This is a genomic window from Acinetobacter sp. KH_038 (genome assembly GCF_057839405.1).
The window spans coordinates 246,272-270,114 of record NZ_CM174489.1 but is presented as its reverse complement, the minus strand read 5'-3'; the positions used below and the strand labels follow the sequence as shown (position 1 = coordinate 270,114).

General features: G+C 44.7%; 17 protein-coding genes. 8 read left to right on the top strand and 9 right to left on the bottom strand.

Going from position 1 to position 23,843, the window contains the following annotated elements; genetic code table 11:
- Positions 1-125 precede the first annotated feature (125 nt).
- From AC3IT7_RS01265 to AC3IT7_RS01255, 3 genes are all read left to right on the top strand, one after another.
- A complete protein-coding gene (locus tag AC3IT7_RS01265; RefSeq protein ID WP_489249119.1) occupies positions 126-1,586 on the top strand; it encodes an ATP-binding protein in 1,461 nt (486 codons plus the stop codon).
- Positions 1,587-1,791: 205 nt separating this feature from the next.
- Positions 1,792-3,309 carry a succinyl-CoA:acetate CoA-transferase ScpC gene (gene scpC / locus AC3IT7_RS01260; RefSeq protein WP_489249118.1) on the top strand — a complete coding sequence of 506 codons (1,518 nt, stop codon included), beginning with the start codon at positions 1,792-1,794 and terminating at the stop codon, positions 3,307-3,309.
- Positions 3,310-3,542: 233 nt separating this feature from the next.
- Positions 3,543-4,235, top strand: a complete 693-nt coding sequence (locus tag AC3IT7_RS01255) for a DsbA family oxidoreductase (RefSeq protein ID WP_489249117.1) — start codon at positions 3,543-3,545, stop codon at positions 4,233-4,235.
- Between the two features lie 69 nt (positions 4,236-4,304).
- Here AC3IT7_RS01255 and AC3IT7_RS01250 read toward each other — a convergent pair whose 3' ends face one another.
- Complete coding sequence (locus tag AC3IT7_RS01250) at positions 4,305-4,505, bottom strand: dodecin family protein (protein ID WP_420937484.1); 201 nt, start codon at positions 4,503-4,505, stop codon at positions 4,305-4,307.
- 397 nt (positions 4,506-4,902) lie between these two features.
- Here AC3IT7_RS01250 and AC3IT7_RS01245 point away from each other — a divergent pair, with 397 nt between their 5' ends.
- From AC3IT7_RS01245 to AC3IT7_RS01230, 4 genes are all read left to right on the top strand, one after another.
- On the top strand, positions 4,903-5,070 hold the full coding sequence (locus AC3IT7_RS01245) for a hypothetical protein (RefSeq protein ID WP_475653709.1): 168 nt from the start codon (positions 4,903-4,905) through the stop codon (positions 5,068-5,070).
- 266 nt (positions 5,071-5,336) lie between these two features.
- The gene (locus AC3IT7_RS01240) at positions 5,337-5,516 is read left to right on the top strand and encodes a hypothetical protein (RefSeq protein WP_475653710.1); all 180 of its coding nucleotides are present in this window, start codon (positions 5,337-5,339) and stop codon (positions 5,514-5,516) included.
- 9 nt (positions 5,517-5,525) lie between these two features.
- Positions 5,526-6,908, top strand: coding sequence for a hypothetical protein (locus AC3IT7_RS01235; protein ID WP_489249116.1), 1,383 nt, complete (start codon positions 5,526-5,528; stop codon positions 6,906-6,908).
- 92 nt (positions 6,909-7,000) lie between these two features.
- Positions 7,001-8,122: a hypothetical protein gene (locus tag AC3IT7_RS01230; protein ID WP_489249115.1), complete on the top strand. Its 1,122-nt coding sequence runs from the start codon at positions 7,001-7,003 to the stop codon at positions 8,120-8,122.
- A gap of 68 nt (positions 8,123-8,190) precedes the next feature.
- On the opposite strand, the gene htpG is transcribed toward AC3IT7_RS01230, so the two are convergent.
- The 5 genes from htpG to AC3IT7_RS01205 form a co-directional block, all read right to left on the bottom strand.
- Positions 8,191-10,110 (bottom strand): molecular chaperone HtpG, encoded by a 1,920-nt coding sequence (htpG, locus tag AC3IT7_RS01225; RefSeq protein WP_489249114.1) that lies wholly within the window; start codon positions 10,108-10,110, stop codon positions 8,191-8,193.
- Positions 10,111-10,268: 158 nt separating this feature from the next.
- Positions 10,269-10,613, bottom strand: a complete 345-nt coding sequence (locus AC3IT7_RS01220; protein WP_475653714.1) for a lysozyme inhibitor LprI family protein — start codon at positions 10,611-10,613, stop codon at positions 10,269-10,271.
- A 182-nt stretch (positions 10,614-10,795) separates the two neighbouring features.
- Positions 10,796-11,398, bottom strand: coding sequence for an OmpW/AlkL family protein (locus tag AC3IT7_RS01215; RefSeq protein WP_489249113.1), 603 nt, complete (start codon positions 11,396-11,398; stop codon positions 10,796-10,798).
- 330 nt (positions 11,399-11,728) lie between these two features.
- On the bottom strand, positions 11,729-13,093 hold the full coding sequence (locus AC3IT7_RS01210) for a Na+/H+ antiporter family protein (RefSeq protein ID WP_489249112.1): 1,365 nt from the start codon (positions 13,091-13,093) through the stop codon (positions 11,729-11,731).
- Between the two features lie 100 nt (positions 13,094-13,193).
- A complete protein-coding gene (locus AC3IT7_RS01205) occupies positions 13,194-14,075 on the bottom strand; it encodes an alpha/beta fold hydrolase (protein ID WP_489249111.1) in 882 nt (293 codons plus the stop codon).
- Positions 14,076-14,191: 116 nt separating this feature from the next.
- Between AC3IT7_RS01205 and AC3IT7_RS01200 the strand changes: the two genes are divergently transcribed.
- Positions 14,192-14,686: a DUF4442 domain-containing protein gene (locus AC3IT7_RS01200; protein ID WP_489249110.1), complete on the top strand. Its 495-nt coding sequence runs from the start codon at positions 14,192-14,194 to the stop codon at positions 14,684-14,686.
- 57 nt (positions 14,687-14,743) lie between these two features.
- On the opposite strand, the gene AC3IT7_RS01195 is transcribed toward AC3IT7_RS01200, so the two are convergent.
- The 3 genes from AC3IT7_RS01195 to rpoB all read right to left on the bottom strand — a co-directional run bounded on the left by AC3IT7_RS01195 (position 14,744) and on the right by rpoB (position 23,765).
- Positions 14,744-15,109, bottom strand: coding sequence for a glycine zipper domain-containing protein (locus AC3IT7_RS01195; protein WP_005095281.1), 366 nt, complete (start codon positions 15,107-15,109; stop codon positions 14,744-14,746).
- Positions 15,110-15,311: 202 nt separating this feature from the next.
- A complete protein-coding gene (gene rpoC / locus AC3IT7_RS01190; RefSeq protein ID WP_489249109.1) occupies positions 15,312-19,502 on the bottom strand; it encodes a DNA-directed RNA polymerase subunit beta' in 4,191 nt (1,396 codons plus the stop codon).
- 174 nt (positions 19,503-19,676) lie between these two features.
- Positions 19,677-23,765: a DNA-directed RNA polymerase subunit beta gene (gene rpoB / locus AC3IT7_RS01185; RefSeq protein ID WP_489249108.1), complete on the bottom strand. Its 4,089-nt coding sequence runs from the start codon at positions 23,763-23,765 to the stop codon at positions 19,677-19,679.
- Positions 23,766-23,843: the final 78 nt, after the last annotated feature.

Genomic DNA, 23,843 nt, shown 5'->3' with positions numbered 1-23,843 from the left:
ATTTTTGAGTAAAACCTCTCCCTAACCCTCTCCTATAAGGAGAGGGAATTTTCTTTATAGTAATTAAAAAATTATTTATAAAAGAATTCTAATCATTTGCTGAAGTCATAACACAGGATTGCGCAGTGAAACTCGACCCCATCGACCCACAAAAATTTACCGACTTTGTCAGCTACTCGGAAAAGAAACGTACCCGCTGGGAACGCTTTCTGGACAAGATCAAACCACGCTCTGCTGCCATGCGCACCACGGTACTGGTGGTCTTTGTGGTCTGTTTCAGCCTGTTTATGTCATTGTGGTTTTTTTGGCGTACTTTGTTTTTACCTGAAATCCAGCAACATGCACGCTATCTGGCCATGGAACTGGAAATTCTCAATAACCCCGATCTGCGCCTGTACCATAAACAGCAGGAAGTCGATATTGATGCCTGGTTAAAGAACCGGGTCGGCATTGAATACGTCACCAATCCGGCAGAATATCCCACTGTGCGGGAAAAGGTAATTGCAGAGTTTTTCACCCGGCAGATCGAAACCAAGCTGGCCAAAGAGTTACGCATCGAAGAAGCCACGGTTTATTTCCAGTTCAAGCCGAGTCCACGAATCTGGATCCAGACTCCTGAAATGAATGGTCACTGGGTACAGGAGCCTTTAAAAACCTATGCCAATTACAGTAATGAGCTGATTTTGGGCTGGCTGCTGGGCACGCCGATTATTGTCGGTATCATTATTTTGACCTTGGTACGTCAGCTCAACCGCCCTCTGCGCCGCTTGCAGGAGGCTGCTAACAGTTATAGCCGCATCGGTTCAGCGCCTTATCTGGACACCAACCATGGCCCACTGGAAATCCGTCAGGTCAATCATGCCTTTAATCAGATGATTTATACTCTGGATCAGACCGAGCGGGAACGCCGCATCATGCTGGCCGGCATTTCCCATGACTTGCGTACACCCTTGACCCGAATCCGCCTCAGTGCCGAAATGATGCCCGATGAAGACTTTCTCAAAGAAGGCCTGATTTATGATGTCGAGGATATGGATGCGATTCTGGATCAGTTTATTTCCTATATGCGTGATGGCTCCGATGAAGAGCCGCAGGACACCAATGTCAATGTGCTGTTACAGGAGCTGGTCAAGCAGTTTAAACCGCTGGATATCCGTTTCAGCCCACAAGAGATACCGACCATTCAGGCCCGCAGCATGTCGTTGAAACGACTGATTGGCAACCTGATTAACAACTCTAAACGTTATGGTTCAGAACCGATCGAACTCTCTGCGCATGTCGAGGACAATCAGCTATTGATTTGTGTCGCAGACCATGGCGAAGGTATCCCGGAAGATCAGATCGAAGCGCTGATGCAACCCTTTGTGCGAGGTAATTCGGCACGAACCGTTCAAGGCAGTGGCTTGGGGCTCGCAATCGTAAAGCGGATTGTTGATATTCACCAGGGTCAATTGCACATTCATAATCGTGCTGCAGGTGGACTCGAAGCCATTATTTCACTTCCTTTAAATATGGCCGAGCCAGAGACCGCGACCACAGCCACCACCCTAGATAAAATTCGCCAAACCCTGACTGATCGCTTTTAAGAAGCGATCATTCTTTCAACAAACGATTTTTTAGTTTTTCTATACAATTCATTTTATATTTTACTAATTCAATCACTTAAAAAACATCATTTTTTATTATACCCGCATTTAGCTAAAAAATTAGACCTTAGCCTAACACCTATGCACAATACATTTTTTGAGCGGTACAATCCGTATCATAGTTTAAGAATTATTGAGAGTTAAGATGTCTTTAGATCGTATCCGTTTAGCCTCCCTACACAACAAAGTCATCAGCCCTGAACAAGCGGCTGCATTCATCCAGGATGGCATGACTGTGGGCATGAGTGGCTTTACTCGCGCTGGTGAAGCGAAGGCGGTTCCTTTAGCTTTAGTTCAGCAGGCAAAAGCAAATCCACTTAAGATTACGTTAATTACTGGTGCGTCACTGGGTAACGATCTAGACAAACAATTGACTGAAGCGGGCGTATTGGCACGTCGTTTACCGTTCCAGGTCGACAACACTTTACGTAAAGCCATCAACAACGGCGAAGTAATGTTCATCGACCAGCACTTGTCTGAAACGGTTGAACAGATGCGTAACCTGCAACTGAAAAAACCAGATGTTGCGATCATTGAAGCTGTGGCAATTACTGAAGATGGCGGCATCATTCCAACAACTTCAGTAGGTAACTCTGCAAGTTTTGCGATTTTTGCTGAAAAAGTCATTGTAGAAATCAATACCAACTTAAGCCCGGCTTTCGAAGGCTTGCACGATATCTATATCCCGACTTACCGTCCGACCCGTCAAGCGATTCCATTGACTCAAGTCGATGAGCGTATCGGTACCCATGCCATCAATATCGATCCATCAAAAATCGTTGGTATCGTATTTAACAGCGACTTGCATGATTCTCCATCTACCGTGACTGCACCAGATGATGAAACGCAAAGTATCGCCAACCATTTGATCGCTTTCTTTGAAAAAGAAGTGGCTGAAGAGCGTCTACCGAAAAACCTCGGACCTCTGCAAGCCGGGATTGGTTCAATTGCCAATGCGGTATTGACCGGTCTGAAAGATTCAAACTTTGAAGACTTGATCATGTACTCAGAAGTACTGCAAGACTGTACTTTTGAATTGATCGATGCCGGTAAAATGAAGTTCGCTTCAGGTTCTTCGATTACCCTTTCTGCGAAATATGGCGAGAAAGTATTTAACAACCTTGAGCAATACAAAGACAAACTGGTACTGCGTCCACAGGAAATTTCAAACCATCCTGAACTGGTACGTCGTCTAGGCATTATTGGTATCAACACTGCACTTGAGTTTGATATCTACGGTAACGTGAACTCGACTCACGTCTGCGGTACTAAAATGATGAACGGTATTGGTGGTTCAGGTGACTTTGCACGTAATGCGCACCTGGCGATCTTCGTGACCAAATCAATCGCGAAAGGTGGCGACATCTCTTCTGTGGTTCCATTTGCTTCACATATCGACCATGCAGAACACGATGTAGATATCCTGGTGACTGAACAAGGTCTTGCAGATCTTCGTGGTTTGGCGCCGCGTGAACGTGCCCGTGCCGTGATTGATAATTGTGCGCACCCGATGTACCGTGATGCCCTGAATGATTACTTTGATCGTTCATGTGCAAAAGGTGGCCACACTCCTCATCTTCTTCGTGAAGCGCTTTCTTGGCACTCAAACTTTGAAGAAAATGGTCACATGCTGGCAGCTCAAGCTGAAGTTAAAACTGCTTAATTGACTGTATTCAAAAAACGCCCTACGGGGCGTTTTTTTATGGCATTTTTCTGCTCCTCTTGAATGACGGCAATCAAATCCATTTAAAGAAGTCATTTAAGTATTCGCGGTTTTTTCTTCTTTTCTGAAAAGCTGCCAATGTGCTGTAGAAATACACTTCTGATCAGTCAGGACTTTAAATTCTGCTATTTCACCCTCATACTTGAATACAAGAGCAAAATTAGAGACATGACATGCGCGTAGATATCTGGTCAGATGTGGTTTGCCCCTTCTGCTATATTGGTAAAAAACGTTTAGAAGCTGCTGCACAGGAAGCCGGAATTGAGCTTGAAGTACATTGGCACAGTTTTCAGCTGGATCCTGAAGCACCGCTACGTCAGGAAATTTCCAACTCTGAACGTCTGGCGCAAAAATATGGCCGCACTGTGGCTGAAGTAGAAGAAATGCAGCGTAATATTGCTGAGATGGCCAAAGCTGAAGGCATTGAATTTAACTGGGAAGGTGCCAATTCCGGCAATACCTTTAATGCGCATCGCATTATTCATCTTGCGCAAAGCAAAGGCTTGGGTACTGAAGCACAGGAAGCCTTCTTCTATAGCTATATGACCCAAGGTCTGGCAATTGGAGAGCGTGAAACTCTGGAAGATGTCGCAGCACGTATTGGCCTGAATCCAGTCGAAGTCGATGATTTGCTCGACTCTGACGAATTTTCCGATTTTGTTAAATTTGATCAGGAAGTGGCGCAAGATCAGCTGAAAGTGACGGGCGTGCCGTTCTTTGTTTTTGATCAACGTGTGGCATTGGCAGGTGCCCAGCCTAAAGAAGTATTCCTGCAGGTATTTGAAAAAGCACTCGAGACTGCAACAGACAGTTCTGCAGCACAATGCTCAACCGAGGTTTGCGATACGCCACCCCAACCCGAATAAGAAAAACTTTATATAAAAAATCCCCATTATCGATGGGGATTTTTTTGGTTGTCATTTAACTGCATTGATTTAGTCGACCAGGAAACTAATCTTTAAATTTACCCGATATTCTGTAATTTTATTTTCTTTAATGACAACCTTCTGTTCATTGATCCAGGCACCCTGTACATTTTTGATGGTTTCTGTGACCTTTTGAATGCCGGTTTGAATCGCATCTTCAAAGCTCTTATTGCTGCTTGAATTAACTTCCACCACTTTTGCAATTGCCATAATAGAACCCTCATTGTGAAAATGAATGAAATTCCATCTTAGTCCATTCCTCCAGGATTACAGCGGCTGGTAAACAAGTGACAGCAAAAACTTACATGGAGTGAACAAAGCCTTAATTTAAGCCCATAACAATATCTTTAGCGTATTTTTAGGGGCGATAAATTGCAGTTTTTAATCGCTTTTATATCCTGTAGAAGTCGTATAAATGCCTGAAAAACTATTAGAGCAAATATACTAATTTATTGTTTTATAGAGTAATTTATCTAAATTTTAATCCTTGAATTTGCCGAATCTATCATTTCCTATTAAGTCTTATTTGCTATTATTTCAATCGAATTAAGTTTAAATACTCTCCTCTGTTCAAGTTATTGAACACTCTGATATGAAAGGTCGTCCTATGAATGCTCTTCGTTTTGCTTTCGCAGCAACTGTTATGGCTTTTTCTGTTCAAGCATCAGCGCAAATGGCACAAGTGGTTTATCTGCCAGACTTTCCGGCAAGCAAAGCACCTGCTGAAAGCGTAAATACCGAGACTGCGACTCAGGCAACTGAAAAAACAGCTTAAAGCTGCACAGTTTTGCATTCAAACAGGCTGCTTGATACAGCCTGTTTTTTTTACATATTGAAAGCTTACTCTCTGCTTCAAAAACCTATAGTTTAAAAACTCTCGATCATTTCATAATTTACTATTTTCTATTGATATTCATCACTTTTCATCAATTCAACCCGCTAGATTTTGACTATAAAACACTCAAAATAAATCCCTATTTCATGTGATCTACGCCTATAATTACAGCACTATAAAAATACTGACGACACAAATTTTTTGTTATGAACAGACTGCAGGCCTTGGTACAGGGCAAAATTCCCCCTCAATCTATTTCTGTTGATTTTTTAATTGAAATGGCAGAGTGCTATACAGATCCTCATTCTGCTGAATACAAATTAATCGAGCTGGCGGTGAATATGATGCTGGCGCAAAGCCTGGATAACGCGCTACAACATATCTAGAGAGATAAAATGAATGCTTTAGAAAAAGCACACTTAGTCAAGGAATTGCAGGAATTGACCCGGCAGCTGGAGCATGAAGTTCTGCCTCTGTACCAAGTGGCCCGTTCTAAAAAAAGAATTCACGATATTTTCAAGCGTTGTGATGAACCTATTTTTAAAACCCAGATTTTAGCATTTACAGCCCGTACTCAGCCTGAACTTGCTGCCTATCAGTTTTCTGCCAGCACGCCCTATCACCTGAGCTTTCGTGGTTATTTCACCGAGATCAGTGCTTTGGAAAAAGCACTCTACACTCGGCCAGATTCAGGTTGGGCAATTTTACATCATCCCCAGCGTGGCTGGCAGATCTGGCTGCATTCGGAGCCACAACCTCCTGTACTGCACAGTGAATGGCACGAATTACAACAATGTTCTAGCTGGCTGTCACAACAACAGCTCAAAGCAGATCCACCCTTGGCTGTACCGGCCTTGTCCCTGAGCGAAGCAGAAAATAGCCTCAAACCGGAAGAAATGACGCGATACCATCGGGGCCGGCCAAGAACAGGTAACTACCCACCAGAATTGGCTTCCTCTGATGAAACCCAGATTCAAATATACGCTGAGCTTGAAGTAGCAGATCCTTCACTAAAAGACCAGATGACAATTCCGCCAGCACAAATCATGCTTTCTACACCGGTTGAATTTCCTGTAGAGATCCAATTAGGCCAACTGAACGCTCGTGTGCGTTGCCTGGGTTTGGAACAGGCCAATCTTCAGCGGCTTTGTGCTTTAGTATTGGAACCTGATGCCGAGCATCCAGCCTATCTGGATATCCTGCTGTATTATGCGGCAGAAGATCACTGGCAGGCACGTCAGGTCTATTTGGTTGAGCAGCTGGATCTGCAAGGCCAGTTCATTAAATACCTGATGCTTTTGGGTGCATCCAGTCAATTACAGGCGCACTATTGTATTGAGCACTGGCTAGGGCTGCAGCAACGCCGGGCTGCTGCGATTAAAGCGCTGGCATGGTCATCATTAACTACCATTTTTACTCAAGCCGATCTCTTTATAAAAGCCTATCTGCAGCAAGCTGAAACAGTCTGGACCCAAGCCGATTATTATCCTTATATTCCGGCACAATTGATCCAGAAGCAGAAACTGATCTTATTTGAAGAGGCTGCTGCAGATTTTTCTACGCCACTCCTTCTGCTGCAAGAGCATCAGAAAATACGCGTGATTCATGGTGAAAAACGCCTGTCTGTTACAGAGAATGAACCTGCCTATCCACATATCTTGCTGCAACGCGATCAACAGCTAAACTGGCAAAAGATTCACGCGATTATTTTAATGTTGCCGCAACCGATTCAGGTGATGGAACTTTATCAGGCAATTCAGACTCAAATCATTGAATAATTGCTGTTATTTTGTAGCTTTAACTTGCTTTTTATCGCTATTTTTTAGAAAACTACAGCTGAATAAAAGAATACAAGAGTAATAAATATCTCATGCAAATAAATCGAATTACTCAGATCTTCCTGTTCTCTCTTGGCGTAGGAATCAGCAGCAGCATGGCTTGGGCAAATCCAGCAAAAGATGCTTCTTCAGATCAGGGAAAAAACTCGGAGAGTGTTGAACCGAGCCGCTCCGGACTTCTGGACCAGATCCCGCGTTTGATTGATGCAACACCGACCATTCTGCCAGAACAGTCCAATACAGCCATCGTTCCACCGACACTGGAAACAGAAAACTATTCTTGGGCCGATCAGAAACAGAAAGGCATCCGGGAATGGGCAGATCGTACTGCGCACAAGATTGACAACTGGTTCGGTGAAACCGATCCGGATCAGCCGGCTGCAGCCACCTTAAGGGTTATTTTGGATAATCGCTGGGATGAATATGAAGGTTATGAGATTAAACCGCGTATTCGCGGCAAAATTAAACTTCCAACCCTGGAACAAAAGCTGAGTCTGGTCTTTGGTGATGACAGTCTGGACAACGAATTAGAGAATAATGTCGCGATTACCAATGAAAATCCAGCCGCGTCTGGAGATAAACGTCTAGATACCAAGCGCGCACGCGAAGATAACAGCTCATTTGCCTTGCGCTGGTCAGAGTGGTCCGATCGCATTCCTTTCGAGACCGATCTGGATCTGGGTTTACGCTCCGGAGATGATATCTACCTGCGTGTCAAAGCCAGCAAAGACTGGACACTGGAAAATGATTACTTTTTTCATGCTGAACAGATTTATCGCTACGGGATTCAAAGTGAAAACTATTTACGGACTAACCTGGAGCTGATCCATGCCCGTCCCAATCAGGCCTTCTTTTCCAATCAGCTCAGCCTGACCTATGCCGACGATCAAGACGATGATCTGACCTGGGACAACTACACTTTTAGGCAACATCAGTTTTTTCAGAACAACCGCTTTAGCTATGGTATTTATACCGGCGGTTATTTAAATGACAAAGATCTACGCCTGAATCGCTGGGGACCGTATGTGTCCTGGAGACAACCTTTTTTACGTGAATGGTTTTTTGTCCAGACTGACCTGAACTATCTGAATGATCATCGCGAAGATCGTGATCACTATGTCGGTGCTTTGGTGCGTTTAGAAGCATTGTTTTAAATTTTAAGCACAGTGCAGATATAAAAAATCCCTCCGTAGAGGGATTTTTTAGCTTAAAGCCTGATCTGTTAAGCCAGCAACAAGCTGTTGATACGCTTCACATACTCAGCAGGATTTTCTGGCAATCCGCCTTCTGCAATCACCGCCTGATCAAAGATTACATTGGCCAGATCATCAAACTGCGCTGAGCCATCCAGTTTTTTCACCAAAGGATGTTCAGGGTTGATTTCCAGAATCGGCTTCATGTCCGGTACAGGCTGACCTGCATCTTTTAGCATACGGATTAATTGTGGAGAGAGTTCCCCTTCTCCAGTCACCAGACAGGCCGGTGAATCGACCAGACGCGTAGTCACACGTACTTCTTTGGTCTTGTCTTTTAATGAGTCAGTCAGCTTTTCGACCACAGGCTTAAACTGTGCTGCAGCTTCTTCGAGTGCTTTTTTCTCTTCGGCATCCTGAAGATCGCCTAAATCAACTGCACCCTTAGAGACGTTTTGCAACGGCGTACCATCGAACTCATTCACGAAGTTCATCGCCCACTCATCTACGCGTTCGGTCATGAGCAGAACTTCAATGCCTTTCTTCTTGAACAGTTCCAGCTGCGGTGAATTCTTCGCAGCATTCAGGCTGTCTGCAGTCACATAGTAAATGGCTTTCTGGCCATCTTTCATACGTGCCTTATAGTCTGCCAATGAGGTGTTGACTTCGTCATTGTTCGACGTTGCATAACGCAGCAGTTTCAAAATGCGTTCACGGTTAGTAAAATCTTCGCCCAGGCCTTCTTTCAACACTGAAGCAAATTCCTGATGGAAAGTCTTGAATTTCTCCTGATCCTTTTCATCTTCAGATTTGGCCAGACTGTCCAGAATGGTCAGGATACGACGGGCATTACCTTCACGGATGGTTTTCACATCGCGGCTTTCTTGCAGCAACTCACGGCTGACGTTAAGTGGCAAATCGGCACTGTCTACCACGCCTTGTACAAAGCGCAGGTAATTCGGAATCAGGTTATCCGCATCATCCATAATAAAGACACGTTTCACATACAGTTTGATGCCGGCCTTTGATTCACGGGTGAAAATGTCATGTGGCGCTTTGCTTGGAATATACAATAACTGGGTGTATTCAGTGCTGCCTTCAACCCGGTTATGCGCCCATGCCAATGGTGCCGCAAAATCATGACTTAAATTTTTGTAGAACTCGACATACTGTTCTTCAGTAATTTCAGATTTGTTACGTGTCCAGAGTGCGCTGGCCGAGTTAATCGCTTCCCATTCATCAGTCTTGACATACTGGCCGCCTTTCGGTGTTTCACCTTCAGCAGCTTCTTCTTCCTGCCAGACTTCTTTTTGCATCTGGATTGGCAGGCTGATGTGGTCTGAGTATTTATTGATGATCTGTTTGACTTTATGGCTTTGCAAATAGTCCAGCGCATCTTCACGCAGATGCAGAATAATATCGGTACCGCGGCCTGCTTTTTGAATTTGCTCAACTTCAAATTCACCAGTGCCGCCACTGATCCAGCGTACACCTTCAGATACATCTGCACCGGCACGACGTGATTCTACCGTGATCTTGTCTGCCACAATAAAACCGGAATAGAAACCGACCCCGAACTGGCCAATCAGCTGGGCATCGGCCTTTTGATCGCCGGTCAGCTTAGACATAAAGTCTTTGGTACCCGATTTGGCAATCGTACCTAAATTATCAATGGCTTCCTGTTCGCTTAGACCAATACCGTTATCTGAAATGGTAATGGTGTTATTGTCTGCATCAAGGCTGACACGAACGCGTAAATCCGGATCATTTTCATAAAATTCCGGATGATTGATCCCTTCAAAACGCAATTTGTCACAGGCATCTGAAGCATTCGAAATCAATTCGCGCAGGAAAATTTCAGGGTTTGAATAAAGCGAATGGGTCACGAGATGTAGTAACTGAGCCACTTCAGCCTGGAAACTATGTTTTTGTGCGCTAGACTCGCTCATTAATCACTCCTTTTATTTTAAATACAGGTCAACACTGTTGCCTATATGAATGGAGTGAGTTCCTCAATTTTCAATAGTCAGGGGTATATTTTTTCTCAAGATATTTTTGAGCGCTTGATCTGGCAGGGTTTTGGTCTTGGCAAGACTGATTGCCAGACTTAATAAGGCCCAAGCTTATAAATGCGCTGAAACTGCAAGTCCAGCTGCTGTTGCCGCATATTATAGACCTGGCTCAGGCAAGAGACCGATTCCTGACACTGGTCACGAAACTGCAGCCATTTGACCTGATCGCGCTGAATGACTGAACGTGTTCCCATCGGGACCATCCGGCGTAAGATATGATAGCTGGTACTCATTTTGACATCGGCATCATTGAGCAGGCGGTGCTCACAAATGGCTTTTTCGGTCACGGTTTCAGCTTTCTGACAATCAAAACTTGCTGCATAGGCAGGTGCAGCCAACAGGCCGCAGAAGATCACAATACTCTTCATTAAAAATCTCATGCTGATCTTCCTTATTATTCAATTATTAAGTCGTATTCAATTAATATTTACTTTATTCGCTTTAATATATTTGAACATTGCCAATCTGCTCAATTTCAATAGGTTATAAATCGTTGTTATTTTGAAAAAAAAGCCTCATACAAGATGAGGCTTTTGGAAAATCAATCCAGAAAAATGCAAGCTTAGAATTTATAGCTATAGCCGAGAGTATAGATCATTGGGTCAATATCAAGATCAAACTTAGCTGCTACATCTCCACTCAAAGTAACTTCAGGGCTAATTTGTGCATAACGTGCATCAAAGAATACGCCCCAGTTTTTGGCATCTGCTGGCTGGAAGTTAAAACCAACCTGACCTGCGAAACCGAAATCTTCTTTAACTTTAACATCAGTATTGCCTAGACCTTTTGTACGCTCATCCCAAGCAACAAATGCTGTACCACCTACTCCGATATATGGGGTAAAGCGAGTTGAATTTTTAAAGTGGTATTTTGCAGTCAATGTCGGCGGTAAATGTTTAATGCGTACTACATCCGTACCATTCAATTCAACATCGTGATTAACAGGTGCTGCCAAAAGTAATTCTGCCGAGAAATTATCATTAAAGAAATATTCAACAGATGGTGTAAATGCTAGTTCATCGGCAGCCTTTAATTCAGCACCAGGAGAAAGTTGATAGTCGCCAGTCGGTGATACTACTGAACCACCAACTTTCACTTGCCATTGACCCGCCATCGCTGACGCAGAAAGACCCATTAATGCAATTAGAGCAACTTGCTTCAACATTTTTAAATACCCCACTGGAAGATCATTTATTAAGAATTTAAATATTAATTAATGATAAACATGGAGGGATTTAATATGCAATAGTTATTATAAAACTAAATTATAAATATTATTTAAGTTATTGTTTTTATATATTATTTATTTTAAATATACTAAATTGGTTGGTTTTAATACCAACCAATCTAATCAGAATTAAATAGCAATATTTAGATGAAATCAACTCATTTTTATATTTAAAATCATTAAAACATGTATTTTAAATATATATTATAAAGCTATTTAAAATACCCTTGAGTGAATTTAATATTCACTCAAGTTAGTATAATTAAATTACAGCACCATCGCTGCAATCCAGCCAAAAATCATCAGCGGGATATTAAAATGAATGAAAGTTGGAACCACACTGTCTCTCATATGATCATGCTGACCATCCATATTTAAGCCCGAAGTTGGGCCTAAGGTAGAGTCTGAAGCTGGAGAACCGGCATCGCCCAGTGCTGCTGCCGTACCAATAATGGCAATGGTTGCTGCGGGACTAAAACCAAACTGGATACACAGCGGCACATAGATAATGGCCAGAATGGGCACAGTTGAAAAAGATGAACCGATCCCTAAAGTAATCAACAAACCGATCAGTAGCATCAGGAATGCGGCCAGTGCCTGACTGTCACCAATCCAGTTTACCGAAGCTTCTACCAGCGCAGGGACCTGATTGGTGGCTTCAATAACCGCTGCAAAACCTTGTGCCGCAATCATAATAAAGCCGACCAGTGCCATCATGCGCATACCGGTAATGATCACATCATCCGCTTCTTTCCACTTGAAAATGCCAGCACAGCTTAAAATCGCAACACCGACCAGACCGGCCAGAATCATCGAATCTGAATACAGTTGCACTGCCAGAGTTGCCAATACTGCCAGGCCTGCCATCCAGATGGTAAATCTTGAAATTTGCGGCTTAAGCTGTGGTTCTACTCCTAGTTCAGCAGAAATACTTTGCTGCTCCTGAACCTGAATATCCTTGTATTGACGTGGTTTACGATAGGAGAAGAAAATTGCGATCAATAGCCCGACCAGCATTCCAATGACCGGAATCACCATCGCAGAAGGAATCTGGTCATAAGTGATCTCGAAACCATAAGGCTTACCAAAGGTATTGATGTTATGTCCAAGAATATCATTCAGGAAGATCGCACCAAAACCGACTGGAATCAGCATATAGGTTCCCACCAGACCAAATGTCAGCAAACAGGCAATCAAACGGCGGTCCAGCTTTAAATGGTTAAATACAGTCAATAGTGGTGGAATCAGTACCGGAATAAAGGCGATATGTACCGGAATCACGTTCTGGGAGAATACAGCCGCAATCGCAACGGTAGTGAAAATCAGATATTTCACCCGGTTTTGTGCTTTAAGATCAGCCTCACCTTTTAAGGTGTTGATCATTTTATAAGCCAATAAATCCGGCAGGCCTGAACGAGCCAGCGCCAGCGCAAATGCACCTAAAATACCGTAAGCCAAGGCAATTTTAGCACCGCCACCCAAGCCATTGTTAAATGCGTCCAAAGTTCCCTGAAGGCCGAGACCTGCCAGTAAACCACCCGTAACAGCACCAATGACCAGGGCAAAAACCACAGGTACACGTGCCAATGAGAGTCCGAACATGACTCCAATAGCAGCAAGAATTGCGAACATAATGAATAGGATTTGAGAGAAAGTGGCTATTTTATCAGAAAATGCGGATAAAAATTCTGCCACTTTTCCCTTGTCCAGTCATGTGCAGTACTGAAATGAGTTAAGCCACTTCAGCAGCTTTAAGCTGGATAAATTTATGAATAAATTGAGCAACTCGCTCAGGCTGACTCAAAATGGCCCAGTGATTGGCCGCCAGTTCGACCTTAGAGAAATCATCAACCCATTTTGCCATCTCGTCAACCAGTTCAGGACCGACAAACTGGTCATATTTCAATACGATGGCTTGTACAGGACAAATCGCAAAACGCTGCCGTGGTTGAGTCAAACGTGGCAAAAAGTTGGCCCGATACAGATTCACCCCATACTTGCCATCCTTGACGATATGCGGATTCAGCGGCAGATCATCACGTTTTTCCAGTTGCTGCACGATCTTGGCCCAGCGCTCTGCATTAAAGAAATTCCAGGTCAAGGGCGCCACCCAAGGCAACTGGAACACGGCGATATACCAGGACTTGCTCATTTGCTTGAAGAATTTGGCTTTATTCTGCTGGAACTGTTCACGCATCCAGAAAGCGGCATGATCCAGACAGGGCCCGGAAATACTACTATAAGACAGGATTCGACCTTGAAAGCCTGCTTCAGTTACTGCTTCCCAGGCCTGAATGGAACCCCAGTCATGTGCGGCCAGATGAAAAGCTCGTTCTGGCAAGACGGCATTCACCACCTCCTGCAGATCCTGACATAAACGCGCCAGCCGGTAATCGGAAATTTTTTTAGGAATACTGGATTCTCCTGCGCCCCGTACATCATAAGTCACAATAAAATAGTGCTGCCCCAGATGGGCAATAACCGGCTCCCAAACGGCCTGATGATCGGGATAACCATGAATCAACACCAAAGCGGGCTGTTCTGGTTGACCATAGGTTTTGACGCAGAGACGCTGCTGATCAGTGGTATTGATCCATTGCATGTGCATTTGCATTTTTTGATCCTGTTGTTGTTATTGACTGCATAGTTTATAAATCGGAATAATTTATCAATGCCAGCGCATTTTTGTTGCTCTAGTATGCATGGCTACACCAAAAAAAGAATGTCAGCATGAGCCTATTCCAAAAAATTCAAAAACTGCCGCTGGTTTCAAAATTTATTCTGAACCGCTATGCGCCCTATCGTGGTGCCGGCATCGAAATTGATAAAATTGATTTTAATAATTATCACATTCGGGTCAAAATGCCGCTGACCCGTAAAAACCAGAATATTGTCGGCGTCCATTTTGGTGGCAGCCTGTATTCGATGGTCGATCCATTTTACATGTTATTGTTAATGCATCATTTGGGATCAAAATATATTGTCTGGGATAAAGGTGCGAGTATCCAGTTTTTAGCACCGGGTCGTGGCACGGTATATGCTGACATTCGGATCTCTGCAGAAGAAATCACCACCATCATTGATTTGGCTGCCGACTTTGCGCCGGTCTATCGCCATTATCAGCTCAATATTTACGATGAAGCAGGCGTTCGAATCGCGGAAGTACAGAAGACAGTGTATATCCGGCGCAAGCAAAGCAAAGGAAAAATTCAAACACTGCAATAAGATAAAAGCGCCAATTTGGCGCTTTTATCTCTGGATCAATTCGATCCCGGTTTTGACTTAACGGCGACGGTTATCCTGCTCGATCGCAGCACCTGCACCACCACCGATTGCACCACCAATCGCAGCGCCGGCATTACCACCAAAGATGCTTTTACCGACAGCTGAACCTACGGCACCACCCACACCACTATAGGTCGCATTACGGTTTGAACCACCTTGTGATTTACTACCCACAGCTGCACCTGCACCACCACCGACGGCAGAACCCAGACCACCACCTACACTATTCCCTACACCACCACCGACTGCGCCGCCCAAGGCAGCAGCACCGATACGCTGTTCATTGGCAGACATACTTTCACAACCTGCCAACATAAAGGTGGAGAGAGTGGCAACTGCCATAACGCCCATTAGTTTTTTCATGATCTTGGCCTTCCTTTCATGTTTTAATTTAGCTTATCTTCATTTTATAAAACAAAAATCTACAGCGTGTTACTTCTCTCGGTATTCCTGCTGAGTTTTGTAAGTATCAATGGATTATTCCGCTGTTTAAGCTTTAATTTTCATGTGCTTTAAACAAAAAAAGACGCCCGCAGGCGTCTTTTTTTTTAAGCTTTAACTTGAATTAGAATTCTTCGTTAAATGCCTGACTTAAAGCTTGATCTACATCAGAGAAATCATTGTGCAGTTCAAATTCTGCAGCTTCTGCTTCCTGACGACGACGCTCCAGATGGTAAGCCAAACCTGTACCCGCTGGGATCAGGCGACCTACAACCACGTTTTCTTTCAGACCACGTAAATCATCTTCTTTACCTGTTACAGCAGCTTCAGTTAACACACGTGTGGTTTCCTGGAACGATGCAGCAGAGATGAACGAGTCAGTAGAAAGCGACGCTTTGGTAATACCCATCAACAGACGTTCAAACTTCGCTGGGAACTTGTTTTGTGCAAGAACAGCTTGGTTTTCCTGAACAACGCGGATGTAATCCACTTGCTCACCTTTGATGAAGCTGGTATCGCCGCCATCGGTGATGTCAACTTTACGCAGCATTTGACGTACGATCACTTCAATATGCTTATCGTTGATTTTTACACCTTGCAGACGGTATACGTCCTGAACTTCGTTCACGATGTAGTTGGTCAATGCCACTTCACCTTTCAGACGCAAGATGTCGTGCGGGTTCTGTGGACCATCAGAAATAGTTTCACCACGGTTCACATGCTCGCCTTCGAACACGTTAATGGTACGCCATTTCGGAATCAGCTCTTCATAAATCTCAGAACCATCATCCGGCGTAATCACCAGACGGTTCTTACCTTTGGTCTCTTTACCGAAGCTCACCACACCAGACACTTCTGCCAGGATTGCATGCTCTTTTGGCTTACGTGCTTCGAACAAGTCAGCTACACGAGGCAGACCACCGGTAATATCACGGGTACGTGAAGATTCTTGTGGTACACGACCGATAACGTCACCGACACCAATTGTTTCGCCATCACGGACAGAAAGAATGGTGTTTTGTGGCAGGAAGTAGAACTGTTCGCCACCATCAACTGTGTCAAGAACAACAGCAGGACGCAGATCTTTACCTGACGCAGGACGTGAAGTCACTGGCAAGATTTCGATCGTTGACATACCGGTTGCATCATCAGTTTTCGAAGTTACGGTTACGCCATCAGCGATCTGGCTGAAACGTACTTTACCTGCAACTTCTGTTACCAATGGATGTGTATGCGGATCCCAAGTCGCCACGATACCGCCAGCTTCTACAGCTTCGCCATCTTTCAGCAAGATAGACGCACCGTAAGGAAGTTTATAGCGCTCGCGCTCACGACCTAAATCATCCGCAATACCGATTTCACCTGAACGTGAAGTCGATACCAAGTGACCTTTGGCATGTTGTACGGTTTTCACGTTGTGGAAACGTACTGTACCCTGGTTACGAACCTGTACGCTGTTTGCAGCAGAAGTTCGGCTCGCAGCACCACCGACGTGGAAGGTACGCATGGTTAACTGTGTACCTGGCTCACCAATCGATTGAGCTGCCATTACACCTACAGACTCACCCGGGTTCACCTGATGACCACGTGCAAGGTCACGACCGTAACATTTCGCACATACACCGAAAGTAGAGGCACAGTTTACAACCGAACGTACTTTAATTTCGTCGACACCCTGGCTTTCGATAAACGTTGCCAGTTTCTCGTCGATTAATGTATTACGTGGAAGCAGAACTTCGTCTGTACCTACACGTTTCACATCTTCAGCAACCACACGACCAAGTACTCGTGCACCCAGGTTTTCGATTACATCGCCACCTTGAATGAACGGAGTCATTACCAGACCGTCATAAGTACCACAATCCGGCTCAGTAATTACCAAGTCTTGTGCAACGTCGACTAGACGACGTGTCAAGTAACCTGAGTTCGCAGTTTTCAATGCTGTATCGGCCAAACCTTTACGTGCACCGTGTGTCGAGATGAAGTACTGAAGTACAGTCAAACCTTCACGGAAGTTGGCTTTAATCGGGGTTTCAATGATCGAGCCATCCGGCTTGGCCATCAAACCACGCATACCTGCCAACTGACGAATCTGAGCGGCCGAACCACGGGCACCCGAGTCAGACATCATGTAGATCGAGTTGAATGATTTTTGCTTCTCGTCTTCACCCTGTTTGTTTTTAACAGTGGTGAAAGACAAGTTGTCCATCATCGCTTTCGCTACTTGGTCGTTGGTACGTGCCCAGATATCGACAACCTTGTTATAACGTTCACCAGCAGTTACGAAACCTTGCTCGAACTGTTGTTCGATTTCACGAACTTCAGCTTCGGCTTTACCGATAATCGCTTGCTTTTGTGGCGGAATAACCATGTCTTCCATACCAACCGATACGCCTGAACGCGTCGCTTGACGGAAACCAAGGTACATCAATTGGTCAGCGAAGATAACAGTATCTTTCAGACCCAATTTACGGTAGCAAGAGTTAATTAACTTGGAGATGTTTTTCTTGGTCATCTCAACGTTAATTTGCTGGAAGTCCATACCTTCAGGCACAACTTCCCAAAGTAAACAACGACCCGGTGTCGTATCTACAATAATGGTTTGCTGTTCGCGGTTACCATCTTCATCGATGACAGTCTGGTGTACACGTGCTTTCACGCGAGCGTGTAGATCCACCTGACCGGTTGCCAGTGCACGGTTTACTTCGTGAGTATCCGCAAACACCATGCCTTCACCTTTGGCATTGATTGCATCACGGGTGATGTAATACAAGCCCAACACTACGTCCTGAGACGGTACGATGATTGGCTCACCGTTCGCTGGAGAAAGGATGTTGTTGGTCGACATCATTAACGCACGCGCTTCTAACTGCGCTTCAAGTGTTAATGGTACGTGTACCGCCATTTGGTCACCATCGAAGTCGGCGTTAAACGCAGCACATACGAGCGGGTGTAGACGGATTGCCTTACCTTCGATCAGGATCGGTTCAAATGCTTGCAGACCCAGACGGTGAAGTGTTGGCGCACGGTTCAACATCACTGGATGTTGACGAATCACGTGAGCAAGAACGTCCCAAACTTCTGGCGTTTCGCGCTCAACCATTTTCTTCGCAGCTTTAATGGTGGTTGCTTGGCCAGATGCCTGTAGTTTCGCAAAAATAAACGGCTTGAACAGTTCAAGTGCCATTTTCTTCGGAAGACCACATTGATGCAAACGTAAAGTCGGACCTACAGTAATTACTGAACGACCTGAGTAATCGACACGTTTACCCAATAAGTTCTGACGGAAACGACCTTGCTTACCTTTGATCATATCTGCCAAAGATTTAAGCGGACGCTTGTTCGAACCGGTAATTGCACGACCACGACGACCGTTATCTAACAATGCATCTACAGACTCTTGTAACATACGCTTTTCGTTACGTACGATGATGTCTGGCGCTGCAAGGTCAAGAAGACGCTTCAAACGGTTGTTACGGTTAATCACACGACGATAAAGATCGTTCAGGTCAGAAGTCGCGAAACGACCACCTTCAAGTGGTACCAACGGACGAAGATCTGGTGGAAGAACTGGAAGTACAGTCAACACCATCCATTCTGGCTTGTTGTTTGAATCATTGAATGCTTCCATCAACTTCAAACGCTTAGACGCTTTTTTCAGCTTGGTTTCTGAAGTTGTAACAGGAATTTCTTCACGTAAACGCGCGATTTCAGCTTCAAGATCGATGTCTTTCAACAAGTCCTGAACAGCTTCTGCACCCATTTTCGCTGTGAATTCATCACCGTGCTCTTCCAACGCATTGAAGTATTCTTCATCGTTCAGAAGTTGGTATTTCTCGAACGGGGTCATACCTGGATCAGTGACAACATAAGATTCGAAATACAATACACGTTCGATATCACGTAGCGTCATGTCTAAAAGAAGACCGATACGGCTCGGTAATGATTTCAAGAACCAGATATGTGCAACAGGTGACGCAAGGTCAATATGACCCATACGCTCACGACGAACTTTCGCAGTGGTTACTTCAACGCCACATTTTTCACAAATGACGCCTTTGTACTTCATACGCTTGTATTTACCACACAAGCATTCGTAATCTTTTACTGGACCAAAAATTTTGGCACAGAATAAACCATCACGTTCCGGTTTGAACGTACGATAGTTAATGGTTTCTGGCTTTTTAACTTCACCGTGAGACCATGACTTAATCATTTCTGGTGACGCAAGACCAATACGGATGCGGTCAAACTCTACAGGAGCATGACCGTCTGAATCCGTCTTTTTGCGCATGATATCGAGCAAGTCTTTCAATTTTTTTCTCCGTGTGTCGAGGAGATTTTCACTTCTCGACTGGGTCACAAATATTGTTTTTTAACTGAATAATCCTCCCTCAATCCCTCCTTTTTCTAAGGAGGGAAGCTCCTACCCTTTCGAGTGGGAACTCCCCCTTTCATAAAGGGGGCTGGGGGGATTAAATGGAACTAATTAGTCACCATTTTTCAGTTCAATGTTGATACCTAAAGAACGGATCTCTTTGGTCAATACGTTGAACGATTCAGGCATACCCGGATCCATATAATGGTTTCCATCTACAATGTTTTTGTAGATACGAGTACGACCTTCAACGTCATCCGATTTCACAGTCAGCATTTCTTGTAGCGTATATGCTGCACCGTAAGCCTCTAGTGCCCAGACCTCCATCTCACCGAAACGCTGACCACCGAACTGTGCTTTACCACCCAGCGGCTGTTGCGTTACTAGAGAATAAGAACCAGTTGAACGCGCATGCATCTTGTCATCAACCAAGTGGTTCAGTTTCAGCATGTACATATAACCAACAGTTACCGGACGGTCGAAACGTTCACCAGTACGACCATCATATAATACTGTCTGACCAGTACTTGATAGACCTGCAAGTTGTAACAACTCTTTGATCTGACCTTCTTCAGCACCATCGAATACCGGCGTTGCCAAAGGAACACCAGCACGCAAGTTGCCAGAAAGTTTCAAGATTTCATCATCAGTCAGGCTATCAAGATCTTCTTGCTCGCCACCAACTTTGTTATAAATCTTGTCAAGGAAATCACGAAGCTCAAGTACAGTACGCTGTTCTTTCATCATCTTGTCGATTTGATCGCCAAGACCTTTGGCAGCCATACCCAAGTGAGTTTCAAGAATCTGACCCACGTTCATACGCGATGGTACGCCTAGCGGGTTCAATACGATATCAACAGGTACACCGTTAGCATCGTGTGGCATGTCTTCTACCGGCAAGATGTTTGATACAACACCTTTGTTACCGTGACGACCAGCCATCTTATCACCCGGCTGGATGCGACGTTTTACAGCAAGATAAACTTTAACAACTTTCAATACGCCAGTTGTCAGTTCATCGCCTGTAGACAATTTGCGTTTTTTCTCAGCGAATTTCTCGTCAATTTCAAAGCTCTTCTCTTTCAAGAAGACTTGGATTTGAGTCAAACGCTCAGCAATTGCTTCGTCAACCGGTTGGATTTCAAGAAGATCAACCAGCTCTAAACCAGACAACATGTCTTCAGACAATTTGTCGCCACGTTTAGTAGTGCCGCCACCATTCGATTCTTGACCGTTCAGCAAACGAATTACACGTTCACGTGCCGCTTCTTCAAAGATCTTGAATTCTTCTTTCAAGTCTTTGCGGTAAGCATCAAGCTGTGCTTTTTCAATAGCTTGAGCACGTTCGTCTTTTTCAAGACCGTCACGTGTAAACACTTGAACGTCAATCACGGTACCTTTGGTACCTGATGGAACGCGTAAAGATGAATCTTTAACGTCAGCTGCTTTTTCACCGAAGATTGCACGAAGCAGTTTTTCTTCAGGTGTTAATTGCGTTTCGCCTTTCGGTGTTACTTTACCAACCAGGATATCGCCCGCAGTCACTTCAGCACCGATATAAACGATACCTGACTCATCTAATTTAGAGAGTGCAGCTTCACCCACGTTCGGGATATCGGCCGTAATTTCTTCCGCACCCAGTTTGGTATCACGTGCGACACATGACAATTCCTGGATATGAATCGAGGTTAAACGGTCTTCCTGAAGTACACGCTCAGATAACAAGATCGAGTCTTCATAGTTGTAACCATTCCAGGTCATGAACGCAACGCGCATGTTTTGACCCAGTGCCAATTCACCGCCATCAGTCGATGGACCATCAGCAAGAACGTCACCACGGCCAACTTTATCACCCAGGTTCACAAGAACTTTCTGGTTGATACAGGTGTTCTGGTTTGAACGGGTGTATTTGATCAGGTTATAGATATCTACACCTGCCTCACCTGCGATCATCTCTTCTTCATTGACACGAATGACTACACGAGATGCATCAACAAACTCGATACGGCCACCACGCTGTGCGATCACACACACACCAGAGTCATGTGCTACGTTCGCTTCCATACCCGTACCTACGAGTGGCTTGTCAGCGATTAACGTAGGAACAGCCTGACGTTGCATGTTTGAACCCATCAATGCACGGTTGGCATCATCGTGTTCAAGGAACGGAATCAGTGACGCAGCTACAGATACAACCTGCTGAGCAGATACATCCATATGCGTTACTTTTTCAGGCGGCATGCGTACGAAGTCACCTTGGTGACGTACAGATACAACTTCTTCAGTCAAGTTACCATCAGCATCCATTGCAGAATCGGCCTGTGCAATCACAGTACCCACTTCTTCAATTGCAGATAGGTATTCAATGTCCATGGTTACACGGCCATCAATTACTTTACGGTAAGGCGTTTCCAGGAAACCGAAGTTGTTGGCTTTAGCATAAACAGAAAGCGAGTTGATCAAACCAATGTTTGGACCTTCCGGCGTTTCAATTGGACATACACGACCGTAATGGGTTTGATGTACGTCACGTACTTCAAAGCCTGCACGTTCACGTGTCAAACCACCGGGACCAAGCGCCGATACACGACGTTTGTGCGTGATTTCAGATAACGGGTTGTTTTGGTCCATAAACTGAGACAACTGGCTTGAACCAAAGAATTCTTTGATTGCAGCAGCCACCGGCTTCGCATTGATCAAATCTTGCGGAGACAGGTTATCTGTTTCAGCTTGAGATAGACGCTCTTTAACAGCACGTTCTACACGAACTAGACCGACACGGAACTGGTTTTCAGTCATTTCGCCCACAGAACGAACACGACGGTTACCCAGGTGATCGATATCGTCGACTTCACCTTTACCGTTACGGATTTCAACTAATGTTTTAAGTACATCAGTGATATCTTCATTCGAGAGAATGCCTTCAACTTCACGCGACTTCTGGTCTGTACCCACTTCGTAAGGACGACCCAAACGACGGTTGAACTTCATGCGACCCACTGGCGACAAGTCATAACGCTCAGAAGAGAAGAACAGGTTGTTGAACAGGTTCTCGGCTGCTTCTTTGGTTGGTGGCTCGCCCGGACGCATTACTTTGTAGATTTCGACCAGTGCTTCTTCACGAGTCGTCGTGGTATCTGCACGTAGAGAATCTGCAACGAATGAACCACGATCGATATCATTGGTGAACAGGACATTGAACTGCTTCACGCCGCCTTCTGCAATTTTCACCATGATTTCATGGCTCAATACGGTGTTTGCAGCAATCACGTCGCCATCTTTAAGCGCGATGTCTTCAGCGGTAATACGCTCATACAAGTACTCATCAGGCACTGCAAGTTTTTCAAGACCTGAAGCTTCCATTTGACGTACATGACGCGCGTTAATACGTTTACCTTGCTCAACGATTGTCTTGCCATCTTTATCCAAGATGTCAAACTGTGCCATTTCGCCACGCAGACGTTCAGGCACCAGATCAATCTGGTAGCTACCCATGTCAAGATAGACAGGGACTTTCTCGTAGAACATGTCGAGAATGTTTTCGTTGCTATAACCCAGCGCACGAAGTACCACAGTCGCAAGCAATTTACGACGACGGTCAATACGTACATAGACCAGATCTTTGGCATCGAATTCAAAATCTAACCATGAACCACGGTAAGGAATGATACGTGCAGAATAAAGGACTTTACCACTTGAGTGAGTCTTGCCTTTATCGTGGTCAAAGAATACGCCTGGTGAACGGTGTAATTGCGATACGATGACACGTTCGGTACCATTAATCACAAAAGTACCGTTATCCGTCATCAATGGCATTTCGCCCATATAGACTTCTTGTTCACGTACGTCTTTAATTGACTTCGTTTCACGATCTTTCAGGATCAAACGAATTTTCACACGCATTGGTGCTGCATAAGTCGAGCCACGAAGAATACATTCGCGTACATCAAACTCAGGCTTACCAAGACTATACTCAACAAATTCTAAAGCAGCATTGCCAGAATAACTTTCTATAGGAAAAACTGAACGAAATGCGGCTTGGAGACCGATATCTTCGCGGTTTTTTGGTGATTTGCCATCTTGTAAGAACGTTCTGTACGAGTCGACTTGAATCGCGAGCAGGTACGGAGCATCCATAACGCTAGGCAATTTACCAAAATTCTTACGGATCCGTTTCTTTTCGGTATATGAGTATGCCATCTGGAGTCCTCGGAAAGTGTAAACCAAGCCCGCCTGCAGAACGGGCTCAGAAGGAATTACGCTGGCCGATATGGCCAC